Here is a 16,743-nt window from a genome sequence, read left to right as displayed (position 1 = left end):
GAACTATGAGTGAAATAGGACTAAATATTAATGTTGATTCTTATAATAACGAAGGCATTAAAACAATAAAAGGCAATAATAACGCAGAAATCTATAAACTATATATCTTAAAGAATAAAAGAAGATTAAGTTTAGTAGGTAAGAATGTTAAACTTGGCTACGTAATGGCTGGAACAACTAAAGGGGATGTAATAGAAAATTTAAATATTACAAATGCAGAGCAAGGAGAAATAACTTTCCCAATAACTAATAGAATATCTAAACAAGATGGTGTCTATAGTTGTCAATTAGCTATTTATGGAGCAGATGGATTCTTAGAGCATACAGCAACATTTGGATTAACTGTAGAAGCTAATATATTTACTAAAATAGCTGGAGAAATAGCAGATAGTAAAGACTTTACTTATTTAGAAAATATACTAGATAAAGCTAGTAAGTTAAGTGAAAAGTTAAAAGAAAATACTTCTACTGCGACTAATGCAAATAGTAATTTAGAATCTAATATAACAGAAGCTAATAATATTAATTCTAAGCTCTTAGAAAATACTTCTACTGCTACTTCTTTAAATAAAAATTTAGAATCTAACATAGATCTAGCTAAAGAAGTTAAAGAAACTATAAAAGATTTAGATACTAAAAATACAGAAGCTACAAGCAACATAGGTCAATTAACAGGTTTAAATAATAAAGCACAAGAACTATCGAATAATATCAATCAAGCTCTACCTTTAAATTCAGAATTAGTTAAGAATACTGAATCAGCTAAAGCTGCTAATACTAATCTTGCAGCAACTAACCAAGAAGCAACAACTAAAAATGCAGAACTTCAAGCTTCTTTGGAAAAGACTAAAGAATTCATAAATGGACTAGATGGAAGTCAAAACATTCCTCAAATTCGTATGGATGTAACGGAACTACAGAATGGACTTAAAAGCAATCAAGCTTTAAGTTACGAAGGAAGTTCTATAAGTGCTAATGATACTCTTGAAGGCAGAACAGAAGGAATGAGGATTGGTGGTAGGACTTTAGTTAATTTATTGAAAGAAAAAATAGATTTTATTTCTAGTTCAAATTCTCCACATACAGGACAAAAAAAATTAGTTTTTGCTACAAGCCCTAATAAACCATTTACCTTTATAGCCGACATAAAATATACTGGAAGTTTGCCAACTCAATTATTTGTCAGAGGAAATAAAACTGATTCCACCTTTGTTGAATTTGGTTCAATAGAGATAACAAGTAATTTAAATGGAAAGATAGTTTGTGTATGTAAACAAAATATAGACAAAGGATGTTCATCTGTATTAATAGGATTTAGGTCTAATAGTGATAACAGCACTATAAAAAATGCCATGATTTTAGAAGGAGATTGGACAAATAAAGAAATACCGTCTTATTTTGAAGGGTTAAAAAGCTTTGGAGAAGCAGAGAAAGTTGAAGATAAGTATAAAATTAGTATTTTATCATGTGGATTAAATATTGTAGATATACCTAAATGGAGCAAAAAAGAAACTATAGATAATAAGCAATGTTGGGTTGGTGATGGTTACTTATCAGAGGGAGTAAAGAATGGTGAACCTATCGTGTTAAATTTGGCAACCCCAGTAAAAAAAGGTGATACCGTTACTTTAGTATCTAGTAATAAAGCAACTCAATATTTTAATAGATTTCAGCTTTTTAATAGTGTTACAAATAAAGTTCAAACAATAGGTACAAATAGTACTTTAAATTATTGGACAACATCTAATTTTTCTACAACTTCTGATTCTGAATACGATTCTATTCAAATAAATACGGGTGGAATTGGTGCCAAAAGTTATATCGAAACGCTATTTATTGGAATAGGGAGTGCTTTAAATTATAAGTCTTACAAAGAAGACAAAAAAGATATTTTAATCAAAGAGCCATTAAGAAGTTTACCAATAGGGGTTTTAGATATTTTAGAAGAAAATAATGGACAGGTTAAGATTAATAGAAATGTTAAACAATTTACTATTACTGATGCTTTTAATGATATTAAAGCTCTCCCATCAAATGAGAAATTTATAACATTTCAAATTTTATTGTCAGATATGTTAGCAGATAACAGCTATTCAAACTTGGATGTTGCAAGGAATAGTATGTGTTCAAATTTTAAATGGATTAAGAGAGCGTGGGATTTAACTGATGTTGATTCAAAAGATTTAGAAGGTTATAGTGTATCTAATATAAATGGTTCCTTTTATATTAAAATATTAAAATCTAAATTAACTACACCTGATGTGAATGGCTTTAAAGCTTGGTTAAAAGATAATCCAACAGAGATTATATATCAACTTGCTACACCAGTAGTAGAGGTAATAGATAGGGTAATAGATATAGATTTAGATACTTACCAAGAAAAAACTTATTTTTCTATAGAAAATCTTTTACCAGGAACTTTAGACTTTAAAGTACCTTCAAACCTAGGAAGCTCTTTGCAAAACTTAGCTAAAGAAGTTAATAATATTTGGGATGTTATTAATAATTTATTAGTACCATCCATATTAGATGTAAATAAAAAAGTTGCATTAGCAACAATAAAAAATAATTTAAAATAAGAAAGGATGATTAATTATGATGTACGAATTATGTAAAATGCAAATAAAAAATGGGAACTGTGACAAAAAAGATATGATGGAGTGTATAGGATTATTTAGAATTACTGGACAGTTAACAAATGACCAATATATGGAGTTATTTAATATGTTAAATCCAGTTAAAGTAGTTACTCAAGTAGAAGCAGAGCCTAAAGAACAAGCTTAGAAAGGGGCGAATAAATGAATGATGAACTAATGGAACATAGAATAAATAAAGTAGAAGAAAAAACAGAAGAACATGACAAGAGAATAGATAAGATAGAACAAGGACAGGCAGAATTCAAGATAGAAATAAAAAACTTGTGTGATAGTATAAAGGGACTTACAACAGCGTTAAAATGGGGCTTATGCTTCTTAATAACAACTTTTGTAGGTTTCTTTTTTTATGCTATACAAAACCACATATTTAAGTAGGAGGTAGATATATGAAATATTTAGATTTAATAACAAAACTATTAAGTATTAAGAGAATAATTGCATTTATGCTTACTTCTGTTTTTTGCTATATGGCTATAGTTGGAGAAATAAAAAGCACAGAATATATTACTATATTTGCTACTGTTATAGCTTTTTATTTTGGACAAAGTTTAGCAAGTAGAAGTAATAATAAGCAAGGGTTAGGAGAATAATCTCTTAGCCTTTTTGTTTTATAAGGAGGTAATTAATATGGATATTAAGAAAGTATATTTAAAAGGTCAAGAAGAAGCTAAAGGATGGAATAAACCAAACAAAATTATAATACACCATCCAGAATATAACGGATCTATAGAAGGACTAAACGATATTATGAGAAGTATGGGATTTTATATGATAGGATATAATTTCTATGTACGTAAAGATGGTACAGTATATGAAGGTAGACCAGTATGGGCAACAGGAGCTAACTGTTATGGTCACAATCATGATAGTATAGGTGTATGTTTTGAAGGCAATTATGATAAAGAAACTGATATGCCACCTGAACAATTTAATGCTGGTGTAGAACTTATAAAATACTTAAAGTCTAAATATGGTATTAATGAAGTTAATGGACATAAACACTATTACAATACAGCTTGTCCAGGACAATATTTCCCACTAGAAAAAATGTTAAGTTGCTTGGATGGACAATTACAACAAGAAGTTATTTCTAACACACCTCAAGTTACTGATAATATAGATATTAAAGCTAATGCTAAAGTTATTAATGATTTTTTATATGCTAGAGATTCAGAAGGTAATAAAGTAGGTGGATATGCAAGTATAGGAGATAATATAGAAGTATTAGATGTTAGCTATAGTAAACAACTAGATAGAATCAAATATCCAACAAGTAATGGAGCTAAAGAAAGATATGTTACAAATGCAACTAACTGTATAGAATATTTCTATCAAGACCAATGGCAAAATGGAAGCACTCCAGAAATAGTATATCAAGATTCAGACTGTAGTTATCCTATAGGAACGTTAAACCCTTATGAAAAAGCTACTCCTATATACAGAAAAGACGGTGTCCTTCACATAGTTTATTCTACAGATAAGGGTAGAAATACAAAGTCTGGATTTGTTAAATATAATGGTGAATTTAGTATTTTTTAAATGTTTATAATACATATTAGATGTTAATAATTAGAATGATGAAATATTATCTGGAGGGATTAATTATGGAGTTATTCTATGGCTTATTAAGTTTTGCAGAACTATTATTATATTTTATATATTTTGTTTTGTTTGTTATATAATGTTTAGATTAAGAAATTAGATTATATGGTTAGGGAGTAATCCTTAGCCATATTTTTGTCTTATATAGTTACATAATGATTGACAATATATACTAACTTATTTATACTTAAAGTAATATAAATAAGTACCAAATAAGTTATTTTATAAGCTGACAAAAAAATATGGTAGCAAACCATGATGTTGATATGGTAATTTTCTTAAGGGATCCATTAACAGCTCAACCTCATGAACCAGATATTAGTGCATTACTTAGACTTTGTGATGTTTATAAGGTTCCACTAGCTACAAATACAGAAAGCGCTAAGCTTATAATGGCTGATATTTAGTAAAAATAAAGCTAAATCACCTAATTTTGTTAATCTAACATCATGATTACATATTTAATCATGGTATAATTTGATATAAAATTAAGGTGATTTTTTTGTTAGAAAAAGATTTTTCTTATTTTTTAGATAATAACCATAAAATCATGCTAAGAATATAATAAATTGTAGAATATTATAAAAGGAAGCGATTATATGCATGATTGGAGTATGTTAAAGAACTATAGATTATGGTTAGCTATCTTTGCTTTAATACCTTTAATACTTGAAGGGTTCAATTTGAGCATTTTGCCGTCAAATTATAATGAAATAGTAACTTTATTTTTATCAATATTAGTTATGGGAGGAATATTAAATAATCCTAATCCTGATAAGGTAGAATTGAAAGAGAATAAGGGATCAGAAAATTGCACAAAAAAAATAACTAGTTCAGAGGGAGAAGAAGAGAAGAAATAGTAATAATCCATTGAATTTAAATTTTTGCTGTATTAAAATTAAAGTATCAGAAGTAATGTGTTGAAGAATAGGAGATGTTTTATATGGCAAAAGAAATAATAAAAACAAACAAAGCACCAGGTGCAATTGGACCTTATTCACAAGGAATAAAAATAGGAGATTTTGTTTATACTTCAGGACAAATTCCACTAAATCCTGAAACTGGAGTAATGGCAGGATCAATTGAAGAACAAACAGCTCAATCTTTAGAAAATGTAAAGGCTATCTTAGAAGCTGCGGGAACTTCTATGGATAAAGTAATAAAAACTACAGTATTTTTAAGTGATATGAATGATTTTGTAAGAATGAATGAAGTATATGCTACTTATTTTACAGAAAATCAACCAGCAAGAAGTGCTGTAGAGGTTGCTAAATTACCTAAAGATGCTAAAATAGAGATTGAAGTTATAGCTACTTTAAAATAGTTTCTATATCTTCATAATTAGCAAGATAGGGGAGATTTTACTTATGAATTATAAGACTACAGGAGTTTGTGCTAAGGAGATTAATTTTGAAATCGAAGATAACAAAATAAAAAGTGTTAGCTTTGTAAATGGATGTCCAGGAAACTTAATGGGAGTTTCTAAGCTTGTTGAAGGAATGGATGTTGATGAAGCTATTTCTAAATTAAAAGGAATAGATTGCAGAGGAAAAGGCACATCTTGTCCAGATCAACTTGCAAAAGCTTTAGAAGAATATAAAAAAAGCTTATAACAAGCACAAAGAGCATATAGTTTAAGTAATTTTTGCTTAAGTTTAATATATTTCTCTAAATAAAAAAGTGACTATATAAAATTTATATAGTCACTTTTTATTTTATTTATAGTAAATCATTTGATAAAGCAGCTGCTTTAGATAGTTTATTATCTATTGCTATTATTATTTGTCCTGCTTTAGAAATATCACCAACTATAATTCCTCCAACTAAGATGTTGTCTTTGAAGAATAGTTTAGTATATTGACCTTTTGATTCATCTTTAGAACTTATTTTTTCATAAGAAGAATCGTTAAATCTTATTAAACCAGCTGAGAATACATGAGTATTTAAAGCATCTAATATTATAGATGGTGTAAAGTTTTCAAATGCTTTTTCTGCTTCACATGCATTTGCACCAGCAGTTTTACCCATTTCTATAGCAGCAGGCCAGTTTCCGTAAACAAGACCATTAAATTCAGCTACATCTCCACAAGCATATATGTCTTTAATACTTGTTTCCATTCTTTCGTTAACAATAACACCTCTATTGCATTCAATTCCAGTTTCTTTAGCTAATTCTATATTACTTCTAATACCTGTTGAAACTAGAAGAATATCAGCATCTAAAGTTTTTCCGCTCTTTAAGTTTAAAGAAGTTAATTTGCCATCTTTAGTTATTATTTCAGCACATTCCTCTGATGTTATGAATGTTATTCCGCAATCAGAAACTTGGTTTCTAAAGATATCAGCACCTTCTTGATCTAATTGGTTATTCATAAGATTTGGTAAGAATTCAACTACTGTAACTTCTAAACCAGCAAGTTTCATTTCCCAAGCTGCTTCTAATCCAAGAGGACCAGCACCTATAACAACAGCCTTCTTAGCTTCTTTCATTTCTTCTTTAACATCAAAAGTATCTTTTAAATCTTTAATAGAGTAGATACCTTTAAACTCATGAATATTTTCACAATTTAAAGTAACTTCTTCATTATTATTTTTAACTTTAAATGGTGGAATAAAGTTATGGCTACCATTAGCTAATATAAGTTTAGTATATGGTATTTTAGTACCATCTTTTAAGATTACTTTTTTAGCATCTTTATCTATAGAAGTAACAGTAACTCCTAGTAATTCTTCTATATTATTTTCTTTGTACCAAGAAGATTTAGCTAAGTAGAAAGTATCTAAATTCATTTCTTCATTTAAAAGATCTGAAAGATTTGGTCTTGAGTAAGAAGATACTTCTTCACTTGAAAGTAATTTAACAGAAGCTGTACTGTTTATTTCTCTTATTGTTTTAGCAGCATAGAATCCAGCAGCTCCATTACCTATAATAACGAAGTTATCATCAGTATCATTCTTTTCAAAAGTATCCATTTCCACTTCTATAAATTGTTCTTTTCCAGCTCCACAAACAGGGCAAACTTCAGGGCATACTGGACTTTCGAATATTTCACCACAAACTAAGCATTTCCAGTATCTTGTTTTACCATTTCCAGTTAATACTTCTTTAGTTTCTGTAGCATTATTTGGAGCATAATCAAGTTCCTTTTCTCCAAACATAGTTCTTGAGAAATCTCTACCAAATTCAAAAGCTTCTTTTAATTCAGTTGTTGATGGTTTAAACTTAATTCTTAAACCAGGTCCAAATATATTCATTTTTAATTCTTTTAATCTAGCTTCTATTCTTGGAACAGCTTCACCACTCCAACCAAATGAACCAAAGGCTGCAGCATATTTTCCACCATGAATAATAGGGTTTAAGTTAGCTAAAAGAATTCTAATAGGAGGTAATAATTCTCCAACTATTGTTGGTGATCCAAATAGTATACCATCTGATTCTCCTATGTCAGCTAATACATCTTCTTGCTTGCTATAAGTTAAATCATATAATTTAACTTCAACATTGTGCTCAGATTGTATTCCCTTAGCTATTTCTTCAGCTAATTCTTTAGTATAACCATAAGCTGATACGTAAGGAATAGTAACTTTCTTATCTCCATTTATTTTAGGTTTTACTGGAGTACTCCATTCCTTATAAGTATTTATTATCTTCCAAGGATCTTGTCTAAGGATAGGACCGTGACCTGGGCATACAAGTTCTATATCTAAATCTTTAATTTTATCTATAGCTTTTAAAACATATGGTTTGTATGGTCCAAAGATACAATCATAGTAGTATCTTAAGGCATCTAAATATTCTTCTTCATTAGGAACTAAGTCATTAAATACTTCTTCACAAGAATAGTGGCTTCCAAAAGAGTCACAAGTTATTAAAGCTTTATCTTCTGGAATATAAGTGTACATTGAATCTGGCCAATGTAAAAATGGTGCAGAGATAAATTGTAATGTTTTGTTTCCTAATGAAATTGTGTCATTGTCTCCAACAACTATATATTCAAAATCTTTATTAACTATATCTTTTAAGAATTCTATAGCTTGCATTGAACCTATAACTTTAGCTTTAGGAGATAATTCAAGTAATTTTTCAACAGATCCAGCATGATCAGGCTCTGTATGATCAACAACTATGTAATCTATTGATTTAGGATCAATACCTAAGCTATTAAGTTTTGATAAGTAATCATCAAAACATTTTTCTTTTACTGTTTCAAATACAGCTATTTTTTCACTACCTTTAACAACATATGAGTTATAAGTAGTTCCATAAGGAGTGTACATAATAATATCAAAAACTCTTAATTCAGGATCTAAAGATCCAACCCAATAAATATCTTTTTTTACTTCTAAATAATTCATAAAAACACCACCTAATATATGTTAAAATTATAACAATCAAAATCAACTAATATTAATTATTAATTAATACCTACAATTAAATTATATTCTTTTTCATTGAAATGTAAATACTTTTTTTAATAAAATATTAAATTATTTGAGATTATAAAAAAATAATGGTAATTTGGCAGTTAAACCATATTACCATTATTTTAATCATTAATATTATTTTTTATTACAATTATATTTTTTTAGAAATTTTTCAAGATATTCTTCTGGCATACTCATGCATCCAACATGACCATGTCTTTCATCTCCTTCATGATCTCCATGAAAATCTGAACCACATGTTATAAGAAGATCATGATGAACAGCATATGAAATAAAGAAGTCAGTATCTTTTTTATTATTTTGATAGTAAATAGCTTCTATACCATCAAAAGGAAATGCCATAACTTCCTGTACAGGAACTCTTTTTATAAGCTTTGGATGAGCAAGCACTGTTATAGCATTATTAGCTTTTAATATATTTATTCCTTCTTCTACAGAAATTTTTTTGTTAGGAACATAAGCTGGGCTATCATTTCCTATGAAGTTATCAAATATATATTCCCAATCATAAGGATACCCAGCTTCTATTATGCATTGAGCTATATGAGGTCTAGCAACAACACCTTTTCCCTTTGCTAAGACATCTTTATAATCAAGTTTAATATTAAAATATTTTTCTAAATTAGCTACGATTTTTTTTGCTCTACCTATTCTAGAATCCTTTAATTCATTTAAGAACTTTTGAAAATCTTCGGATTTATAAGAATCATCTCTAAAATATCCTAGTACATGAACTGTAGACCCCTTATGCTCACAACTAAGTTCTATTCCAGGAATAAATTGAATATCTAGTTCTTTTGCGGCTTCTTTTGCTTCATCAAGACCAGAAGTTATATCGTGATCTGTTAAAGCTATTAAGGATATACCTGCTTTTTTAGCTTCAGCAATTACCTCTTTTGGAGATAGTGTTCCGTCAGAAGCTAATGAGTGACAATGAAATTCTGCATTAATATTAATAGTAAACCCTCCTTTAAAACTTAAAAAATCAATGTATGTATAATAATTATTTGAATAATATTGTTAATTTTAAAAAATTTGTAGTATAAATATTTTAACACATAAATGAGAATAAAATAAATTAATTTTTAACTTTAAATTAAGTAATAACAATACTTAAGATTATTAATTAGAAGATTCAAATATATAAATGGTATAAAATTCATATTTTTTTTTAGGTGTTTTTGATATAATGATTTTAAACTAAATATTTTAGAGGTGAATTAATGTTTTTAATGATAGATAACTATGATTCCTTCGTGTTTAATTTGCTTAGGTATTTTAAGGAATTAAATGAGGATATAAAGATAAAGAGGAATGATAAAATAACTATAGAAGAAATAAAAAGATTGAATCCAGAGGGAATAATAATATCTCCAGGACCTAAAGCACCTAAGGATATGAAAGAATGTTTAAATATTATAGAGGAATTTAAGGGGAAGATTCCTATTTTAGGTGTATGTCTTGGTCACCAATGTATTGGATATTCCTTTGGAAGTAAAATAAAAAAAGGGGATTTTCCAGTCCATGGAAAAGTGAGTAAAATAACTCATGACGGAAAAGGGATTTTTAAGGGAATCAAAAATAATATAAATGTAACTAGATATCATTCTTTAGTAGTTGATAGAAATTCTTTAGGAGAAGATTTAGAGATAACTGCCTTAAGTGATGATGGGGTAGTTATGGGCATAAGGCATAAAAGGTACAATATAGAAGGAGTACAGTTTCATCCAGAGGCTGTTTTAACTGAATATGGCCATGAAATGCTTAAAAATTTTATTGATAATGCTAGGAAATTTAATATTATAGAAAGGTGAGTAATTTGAATTTTGAAATTAAGGAAATAGAAAATAAGCTTAAGCCACATGAAGTATATTCTTTATTTAAAGATGAAATAAACAGTATATTTTTAGATAGTTCAAAGGAAGATAGCGAATTTTCTTTATATTCATTTATAGGATTAAATCCTTTTAAAAAGTTTAGCTCTAAGGGAAATGAGATTTTTATAGATGAAAAACTAGTCTTAGGAGATCCTTTTGAAAAATTAGAAGAGCTTATTTTAGAATATAAAATAAATTATAATAGTGAGATACCTTTTTTAGGAGGTGCTATGGGCTATTTTTCTTATGATATAGGAAGAGTTATTGAAGATATGCCTAAAAGTGCTAAGGATGATGTGTGTATTCCAGATAGTTATTTTTTATTTTATGATAATGTAATAATATTTGATTTGAGAAATCAAAAAACATATATAACAGCCCTAGGAATTAAGGAAGAGTCAGAAAAAAGTATAGCTAATATTTATGAAAGAATAAAAGATAAGTATATAAATTTAAATATCAGCTTAGATAAAAATACTGAGTTTACTTCAAATTTTTCAAGAGAAGAATATATAAATTCAGTAAAAAAGGTTAAAGAGTACATAAAAGAAGGGCATACATATATTGCAAACCTAACACAGAGATTTTCCTGTGATTTTAATTCTGATCCTTTTGATACATATATAAGTTTAAGAAGTATAAATAAAGCCCCTTTTTCCTGTTATTTAAATTTAGAAGGTTTTCAAATTATAAGTTCTTCTCCTGAAAGGTTTTTAAAGGTGTTTAATAATAAGGTTGAAACAAGACCAATTAAAGGCACAAGACCAAGAGGAAAAGATAAATTAGAAGATGAAAAGAATAAAAAAGAACTTTTAAATAGTGAAAAGGATAAGTCAGAGCTTTTAATGATTGTTGATTTAGAGAGAAATGACTTAAGTAAGGTGTGCAAACCTTTTTCTGTTAAGGTTACAGAATTATTTAAATTAGAGGAATATGCTACAGTATTTCACTTAGTTTCTACAGTTATAGGAGAACTAAAGGAAGATGTTAGTTCTGTAAAATGTATAAGAGAATGTTTTCCAGGAGGTTCTATAACAGGTGCTCCTAAAATAAGAAGTATGGAGATAATAGAGGAACTAGAAGGCCTTAGAAGAGGGATATATACTGGGGCCATAGGTTATTTTGATTTAAGAGGAAATTGTGATTTTAATATAGTAATAAGAACTATATTAGCAAAAGATAATAAGGCCTATTTTGGAGTAGGTGGAGGAATAACTATTGAATCAGAAGAAGAGATGGAATATGAGGAAACTTTAGATAAGGCAAAGGCTTTAATGAGAGTATTATAATTAGGTTGTGATATAAAGTGATTTATATAGGAGAAAATAAAAAAGGTTATAGTATGGTTAAGAAATGTTCACTTACCATAGATTCTTCTGTTTTTTTTGGACGGGGAATTTTTGAAACTATACTTGTATTAAATAATGGAGTGTTTTTAAAGGAACATCTAGAAAGACTAAAAGATGGATGTTTAAATTTAAATATTCCTTTTAATATTAATGAAGAGGAATTAAGAGAGTTTATTAAAAATGAAAAAATAAGAAATAAGGCTTTAAAAATAACTCTTACTGAAAAAAATATAATTTATTCAACTAGAGATATTCCTTATGGCATAGAAGATTACAATAGAGGATTTTCTCTAAAACTTAGTGAAGTAAGAAGAAATAGAACCTCTAAATTAACTTATTTAAAGAGCACTTGCTATATTGAAAATATTATGGAAAAGGAAAAGGCTAAAGATGAAGGCTTTGATGAAGTGATATTTTTAAATGAAAGAGAAGAGCTAACAGAGGGGGCTACTAGTAATATATATTTTATTAAGAATAATAAGATATGTACTCCAAAGGTTAGCTGTGGTCTTTTAGATGGAATAATTAGAGGATGGATAAAGAATAACTTTCAAGTTGAAGAAGGATGTTATAATATAGAAGACTTAAGAAATAGTGAAGGGATTTTTATAAGTAATTCTCTTCTTGGAATAATGAGAGTAAGTCAATTTGAAGAAGAATTTTTTGGGGAAAAAGACTTAATAGAAGAAATAAAAAGTAAATATGAAAGTTCTATTATAAGCTTTTAAATATGGAGGGCAAAATGATCGATAAAGATAAGATAAAAGAAGGAATGAAACTAATACTTGAAGCAATAGGAGAAGATGTTAATAGAGAGGGTTTAATAGAAACTCCAGATAGAATTGCAAGAATGTATGAAGAAATATTTTCAGGCATAGGAATGAATGCAAAGGATCATTTAAGTAAAACTTTTGAAGTTCATAGCAATGATCTTGTTTTAGAAAAGGATATAACTTTCTATTCTATGTGTGAGCATCATTTAGTTCCTTTCTATGGAAAAGTTCATATAGCATATATACCAAATGGAAGGGTTGTAGGTTTATCTAAACTTGCTAGATGTGTTGAGGTTTATTCAAAAAAACCACAACTTCAAGAAAGGCTTACAACGGAAATAGCTGATTCTATAATGGAATACTTAGATGCACAAGGTGTAATGGTAGTTGTAGAAGGTGAACATATGTGTATGACCATGAGAGGTGTTAGAAAACCAGGTGCAAAAACAGTAACAACAACTTATAGAGGAAAGTTTTTAGAAGATGAAAGCTTAAAAAATGATGTTTTTAGAATGATTTCTATGTAGATCTTAATTCTTTGAGGTGTTTATTATGGAGAGAATAAATAAGATACTTAATAATAGTAAGTATAAAGACTATTTAAATAAGAATTCTTTCTGTGAAAAGGATAGGATTTTTTGCAAACATAACTTAGAGCATTTTTTAGATGTATCAAGAATTGCCTACATAATGGTCTTAGAGGAAAATATGAATGTATCTAAGGAAATTATATATGCAATAGGACTTCTCCATGATATAGGACGATGGGTAGAATATGAAGGTGGAGAAAAACATAATAAAGCTTCTTATAAATTGAGTTTGGATATTTTAAAGGAATGTGATTTTAATAAAGAGGAAATAGAGATTATTTTAAGTGGAATTTTAAATCACAGAAATAGTGAAGCAGAAGGATTAGATAAAATTATTTACTTAGCTGATAAAAAATCAAGAAGCTGTTTTTTATGTAATGCTGAAAAACTTTGTAAGTGGAGCAAAGAAAAAAAGAATTTAGACATAATTATTTAAGGGGGAACTTTTGTGAAAATAGGAAATAAAGAGTTTGAAATAGGAAAAAGAACATACATAATGGGAATTTTAAATGTGACTCCAGATTCATTTTCAGATGGTGGAAAATATAATGATATTGAGTTAGCTCTAAAGAGAGCTGAGAAGATGATTAATGATGGTGTTGATATAATAGATATTGGAGGAGAGTCAACAAGACCAACTCATACCCCAGTAGGAGAAGAAGAGGAACTAAATAGAGTAGTACCTGTAATAAAAGCCTTAAGAGAAAAATTTGATATACCTATATCAGTTGATACATATAAGGGAAGAGTGGCAGAGGAAGCTATAAAAGCAGGTGCAGATTTAATAAATGATGTATGGGGTTTTAAAAAGGATAAATATATGGCTACTGTGGCTGCTAAATATGGAGTACCTTGTTGCATAATGCACAATAGAAATGATAATGAATATGGTGATGACATCATAGAAACTATGAAATCTGATATGGAAGAATGTATAAAGATAGCCCTAGATGCTGGAGTTAAGAAAGAAAATATAATTTTAGACCCAGGTATAGGTTTTGCAAAGGATTATGATCAAAACTTAGAAGTATTAAATAGATTAGATGAGTTTTGCAATATGGATTACCCAGTTTTATTAGGAACATCAAGAAAATCAGTAATAGGTAATACTTTAAATCTTCCAACAGATGAAAGATTAGAAGGGACTTTAGCTACAACTACTCTTGGAATAATTAAAGGGTGCGAATTTGTAAGAGTTCATGATGTTTTAGAAAATAAGAGAACTGCCCTTATGACTGATGCTATGGTAAGAAGATAGGAGTTAATTTTCATGGATAAAATTATTATTAAAGATTTTGAGGTTTTTGGTAATCATGGAGTCTTTGAAGAGGAGAAGAGACTTGGACAAAAATTTGTTTTAAGCATAGAACTTTTCTTAGATACTAGAGAGGCTGGAGTTACTGGAGATTTAAGTAAATCTGTTCATTATGGAGAACTTGCACATAAGGTTGAGGAAGAGTTTAAAAAGCAAAGCTATGATTTAATAGAAACTGCAGCAGAAAAATTAAGTGAGTTTATATTATTAGAATACTCTCTTGTTAAAAAAGTGAAGGTTTCTTTAAAGAAACCATGGGCACCTATATTAAGAAGTTTAGATACTGTATCTATAGAAATAGAGAGAGGATGGAACGAGGCATACCTTTCATATGGGTCTAATATAGGAGATAAAAAATATTATATAGAAGAAGCTTTAAATGAAATAAATAAGGCTTATCATACTGAAATTATAAAAAAATCTAATTTAATTGAGACAGAACCTTGGGGATATACTGAGCAGGATGAATTTTTAAATGGTGCTTGCAAAATAAAAACTCTTTTAAACCCTAAGGAATTAATCAAGTTTTTATTAAGTATAGAGCAAAAGCTTAAAAGAGAGAGAAAGATTAAGTGGGGTCCTAGAACTATAGACTTAGATGTAATATTTTTTAACGATTTAGTAAGTGAAGATGAAGATATCATACTTCCACATCCAAGAATGCATGAAAGAAGTTTTGTTTTGGAGCCATTAAATGAAATTGCTCCATATAAGATTCATCCCTTATATAGGAAGCGTGTATTTGAACTTTTAGAAGAATTAAACAAAAACAAATAAATATAAACAATCTATTATTAATAAAGATATAGAATTTAGTATAAATCACTACTAAATCCTATATCTTTTTTTATTGTTTTTTATTAAACACATACTGGCAAAATGGTTCTAATTTAAAGGAATTAGGAATGTCTTTTAAACTTAAGTAATCCTTCCTTACATCACTGTCCCAAGGATAAAGGGTTATTAAATCATCTCCATAAATATCTATTACATACTTTTCGCTATTTAAATCTATAAAAATTTTATATAAGGGTTTATTAGGTAAAGGTTCCTCATTTATAAAGTTAGAATCTTTTAAGCTTTTTAATAAGTCATCAATAATTCTTACATCTTCATTATCAACAATTACTTCACTATAAATATTCATATCTAATAATCTGATTTTTATATTATTCTTAGAAACTAGTTCACTTAAATTTTTAGTGTGATAGTTTAAAGAAGGTTTTTCCTTAGAAGGAATATTAATTTTAGAACATGAAATTAAAAGAAGAGAAAAACATAGGGTTATTAAAAATATTTTAGTAATTTTTTTCATCAAATTTATCACCTCCTTCAGTTTAATTTATGAAACTTATGTTTTTAGTAGAACTTTTTTTAAGAAAATGAATAATATATATTACAATTGTCCTTAGAATTAAGGTGGTGATTTATAGTGAAATATGCATTAGATATAAATGACTCCTATTTAAGAAAAGTATTAATAAAAAAATTAAAGGAAGAAGGAGATCTTACTATAGATTGTTTTAATGAAGAGTGTTGCTTAGGAGAAAGTTTTTTTAAGAAAGTTTTATTATCTAATAATACAAAGGCAGATATATTTATAAGAATAACTAAGAGCATAGGAGAAGATAAGAGAATAGAAATTTTAGGGGATGATCAAATTCTTAGGCGTGTTGTATCCTTAAACTTAGAAGAAATGGTTGATTATATAGGCCTTTCACAGATAAGTATCAAAAGTGGAAAAGGATTATATTTAGTAAAAAATTTAGATTCTTTATGCTTAATTATAAATATAAGTGATACTGAAGTAGATAGTATAAATAAAGAAAAATTAGCAGATGCACTATATAAAATAATTAAAGAAGTAAGCTAATCTTATTTCTTTAATTAATAGGTTTAGTTATCCATATTTTGCTTTAAGCTTTATTTTAAGTTAATATTAATTTTAAGATATATACTTAAAATTAACAGTAGTTTAAATATAGCCTTGCTTTAAAGAAGTTTTATCAAGACTTAAACAGAGAGTTTACAGTTTATTGACAGAACTTCTTTAATTATAGTTTTCTTAAGAAACTTTTTATGATTATACTAAGTATTTTTACGGATAAACTCAGTAGTAATAAATGTTATTATG

Annotated in this window: 19 protein-coding genes and 1 pseudogene; 17 read left to right on the top strand and 3 right to left on the bottom strand. The window is 27.9% G+C overall.

All coding sequences use genetic code 11. The features are described 5' to 3' along the window. Positions 1 to 5 precede the first annotated feature (5 nt). The 9 genes and pseudogenes from I6G60_RS10185 to I6G60_RS10145 all read left to right on the top strand — a co-directional run bounded on the left by I6G60_RS10185 (position 6) and on the right by I6G60_RS10145 (position 5,872). Positions 6 to 2,579 (top strand): BppU family phage baseplate upper protein, encoded by a 2,574-nt coding sequence (locus I6G60_RS10185; RefSeq protein WP_197925276.1) that lies wholly within the window; start codon positions 6 to 8, stop codon positions 2,577 to 2,579. A 16-nt stretch (positions 2,580 to 2,595) separates the two neighbouring features. Further along, a complete protein-coding gene (locus I6G60_RS10180; protein WP_197925274.1) occupies positions 2,596 to 2,784 on the top strand; it encodes a hypothetical protein in 189 nt (62 codons plus the stop codon). 14 nt (positions 2,785 to 2,798) lie between these two features. After that, positions 2,799 to 3,032 (top strand): hemolysin XhlA family protein, encoded by a 234-nt coding sequence (locus I6G60_RS10175; RefSeq protein WP_003464111.1) that lies wholly within the window; start codon positions 2,799 to 2,801, stop codon positions 3,030 to 3,032. Positions 3,033 to 3,043: 11 nt separating this feature from the next. After that, positions 3,044 to 3,247, top strand: a complete 204-nt coding sequence (locus I6G60_RS10170) for a hypothetical protein (RefSeq protein ID WP_011010275.1) — start codon at positions 3,044 to 3,046, stop codon at positions 3,245 to 3,247. Between the two features lie 37 nt (positions 3,248 to 3,284). After that, positions 3,285 to 4,196, top strand: a complete 912-nt coding sequence (locus I6G60_RS10165) for a peptidoglycan recognition protein family protein (RefSeq protein ID WP_110002985.1) — start codon at positions 3,285 to 3,287, stop codon at positions 4,194 to 4,196. A 305-nt stretch (positions 4,197 to 4,501) separates the two neighbouring features. After that, positions 4,502 to 4,666, top strand: a pseudogene (locus I6G60_RS10160) (methylglyoxal synthase); the annotation flags it as partial. 192 nt (positions 4,667 to 4,858) lie between these two features. After that, the gene (locus tag I6G60_RS10155) at positions 4,859 to 5,119 is read left to right on the top strand and encodes a phage holin family protein (RefSeq protein WP_003458618.1); all 261 of its coding nucleotides are present in this window, start codon (positions 4,859 to 4,861) and stop codon (positions 5,117 to 5,119) included. Between the two features lie 83 nt (positions 5,120 to 5,202). After that, positions 5,203 to 5,583, top strand: coding sequence for a RidA family protein (locus tag I6G60_RS10150; RefSeq protein ID WP_003458553.1), 381 nt, complete (start codon positions 5,203 to 5,205; stop codon positions 5,581 to 5,583). 43 nt (positions 5,584 to 5,626) lie between these two features. Next, positions 5,627 to 5,872, top strand: coding sequence for a TIGR03905 family TSCPD domain-containing protein (locus tag I6G60_RS10145; protein ID WP_003448671.1), 246 nt, complete (start codon positions 5,627 to 5,629; stop codon positions 5,870 to 5,872). 106 nt (positions 5,873 to 5,978) lie between these two features. On the opposite strand, the gene I6G60_RS10140 is transcribed toward I6G60_RS10145, so the two are convergent. Then, positions 5,979 to 8,615 carry an FAD-dependent oxidoreductase gene (locus I6G60_RS10140; RefSeq protein ID WP_111744184.1) on the bottom strand — a complete coding sequence of 879 codons (2,637 nt, stop codon included), beginning with the start codon at positions 8,613 to 8,615 and terminating at the stop codon, positions 5,979 to 5,981. Between the two features lie 204 nt (positions 8,616 to 8,819). Next, complete coding sequence (locus I6G60_RS10135; RefSeq protein ID WP_110078082.1) at positions 8,820 to 9,662, bottom strand: PHP domain-containing protein; 843 nt, start codon at positions 9,660 to 9,662, stop codon at positions 8,820 to 8,822. A 266-nt stretch (positions 9,663 to 9,928) separates the two neighbouring features. Here I6G60_RS10135 and I6G60_RS10130 point away from each other — a divergent pair, with 266 nt between their 5' ends. From I6G60_RS10130 to folK, 7 genes are read left to right on the top strand one after another with little or no spacing between them, the layout of a single operon-like run. Next, positions 9,929 to 10,519, top strand: a complete 591-nt coding sequence (locus I6G60_RS10130) for an anthranilate synthase component II (RefSeq protein WP_003464178.1) — start codon at positions 9,929 to 9,931, stop codon at positions 10,517 to 10,519. A gap of 5 nt (positions 10,520 to 10,524) precedes the next feature. Then, positions 10,525 to 11,871: an aminodeoxychorismate synthase component I gene (gene pabB / locus I6G60_RS10125; RefSeq protein ID WP_111744185.1), complete on the top strand. Its 1,347-nt coding sequence runs from the start codon at positions 10,525 to 10,527 to the stop codon at positions 11,869 to 11,871. A 17-nt stretch (positions 11,872 to 11,888) separates the two neighbouring features. Beyond that, the gene (locus I6G60_RS10120; protein ID WP_197925273.1) at positions 11,889 to 12,659 is read left to right on the top strand and encodes an aminotransferase class IV; all 771 of its coding nucleotides are present in this window, start codon (positions 11,889 to 11,891) and stop codon (positions 12,657 to 12,659) included. A 14-nt stretch (positions 12,660 to 12,673) separates the two neighbouring features. After that, positions 12,674 to 13,231, top strand: coding sequence for a GTP cyclohydrolase I FolE (gene folE / locus I6G60_RS10115; RefSeq protein ID WP_003476032.1), 558 nt, complete (start codon positions 12,674 to 12,676; stop codon positions 13,229 to 13,231). Between the two features lie 25 nt (positions 13,232 to 13,256). Continuing rightward, positions 13,257 to 13,730 carry an HD domain-containing protein gene (locus I6G60_RS10110; protein ID WP_003458609.1) on the top strand — a complete coding sequence of 158 codons (474 nt, stop codon included), beginning with the start codon at positions 13,257 to 13,259 and terminating at the stop codon, positions 13,728 to 13,730. Between the two features lie 12 nt (positions 13,731 to 13,742). Next, positions 13,743 to 14,552, top strand: a complete 810-nt coding sequence (folP, locus tag I6G60_RS10105) for a dihydropteroate synthase (protein WP_111744187.1) — start codon at positions 13,743 to 13,745, stop codon at positions 14,550 to 14,552. Between the two features lie 12 nt (positions 14,553 to 14,564). Beyond that, positions 14,565 to 15,386: a 2-amino-4-hydroxy-6-hydroxymethyldihydropteridine diphosphokinase gene (gene folK / locus I6G60_RS10100; RefSeq protein WP_111744188.1), complete on the top strand. Its 822-nt coding sequence runs from the start codon at positions 14,565 to 14,567 to the stop codon at positions 15,384 to 15,386. A 70-nt stretch (positions 15,387 to 15,456) separates the two neighbouring features. Here folK and I6G60_RS10095 read toward each other — a convergent pair whose 3' ends face one another. Continuing rightward, positions 15,457 to 15,927 carry a DUF4883 family protein gene (locus tag I6G60_RS10095; protein WP_003458556.1) on the bottom strand — a complete coding sequence of 157 codons (471 nt, stop codon included), beginning with the start codon at positions 15,925 to 15,927 and terminating at the stop codon, positions 15,457 to 15,459. A 114-nt stretch (positions 15,928 to 16,041) separates the two neighbouring features. Between I6G60_RS10095 and I6G60_RS10090 the strand changes: the two genes are divergently transcribed. After that, the gene (locus I6G60_RS10090) at positions 16,042 to 16,482 is read left to right on the top strand and encodes a hypothetical protein (protein WP_003476017.1); all 441 of its coding nucleotides are present in this window, start codon (positions 16,042 to 16,044) and stop codon (positions 16,480 to 16,482) included. Positions 16,483 to 16,743 lie beyond the last annotated feature (261 nt).

Source organism: Clostridium perfringens, from assembly GCF_016027375.1.
GTDB lineage: Bacteria > Bacillota > Clostridia > Clostridiales > Clostridiaceae > Sarcina > Sarcina perfringens.
The sequence above is the reverse complement of the archived record's forward strand: the minus strand, read 5'-3'. Positions and strand labels throughout refer to the sequence as shown.

Coding starts and splice junctions, on each gene's coding strand:
- I6G60_RS10185 (WP_197925276.1), top strand. CDS start 6: ATGAGTGAAATAGGACTAAATATTAATGTTGATTCTTATAATAACGAA.
- I6G60_RS10180 (WP_197925274.1), top strand. CDS start 2,596: ATGATGTACGAATTATGTAAAATGCAAATAAAAAATGGGAACTGTGAC.
- I6G60_RS10175 (WP_003464111.1), top strand. CDS start 2,799: ATGAATGATGAACTAATGGAACATAGAATAAATAAAGTAGAAGAAAAA.
- I6G60_RS10170 (WP_011010275.1), top strand. CDS start 3,044: ATGAAATATTTAGATTTAATAACAAAACTATTAAGTATTAAGAGAATA.
- I6G60_RS10165 (WP_110002985.1), top strand. CDS start 3,285: ATGGATATTAAGAAAGTATATTTAAAAGGTCAAGAAGAAGCTAAAGGA.
- I6G60_RS10155 (WP_003458618.1), top strand. CDS start 4,859: ATGCATGATTGGAGTATGTTAAAGAACTATAGATTATGGTTAGCTATC.
- I6G60_RS10150 (WP_003458553.1), top strand. CDS start 5,203: ATGGCAAAAGAAATAATAAAAACAAACAAAGCACCAGGTGCAATTGGA.
- I6G60_RS10145 (WP_003448671.1), top strand. CDS start 5,627: ATGAATTATAAGACTACAGGAGTTTGTGCTAAGGAGATTAATTTTGAA.
- I6G60_RS10140 (WP_111744184.1), bottom strand. CDS start 8,615: ATGAATTATTTAGAAGTAAAAAAAGATATTTATTGGGTTGGATCTTTA.
- I6G60_RS10130 (WP_003464178.1), top strand. CDS start 9,929: ATGTTTTTAATGATAGATAACTATGATTCCTTCGTGTTTAATTTGCTT.
- folE (WP_003476032.1), top strand. CDS start 12,674: ATGATCGATAAAGATAAGATAAAAGAAGGAATGAAACTAATACTTGAA.
- I6G60_RS10110 (WP_003458609.1), top strand. CDS start 13,257: ATGGAGAGAATAAATAAGATACTTAATAATAGTAAGTATAAAGACTAT.
- folK (WP_111744188.1), top strand. CDS start 14,565: ATGGATAAAATTATTATTAAAGATTTTGAGGTTTTTGGTAATCATGGA.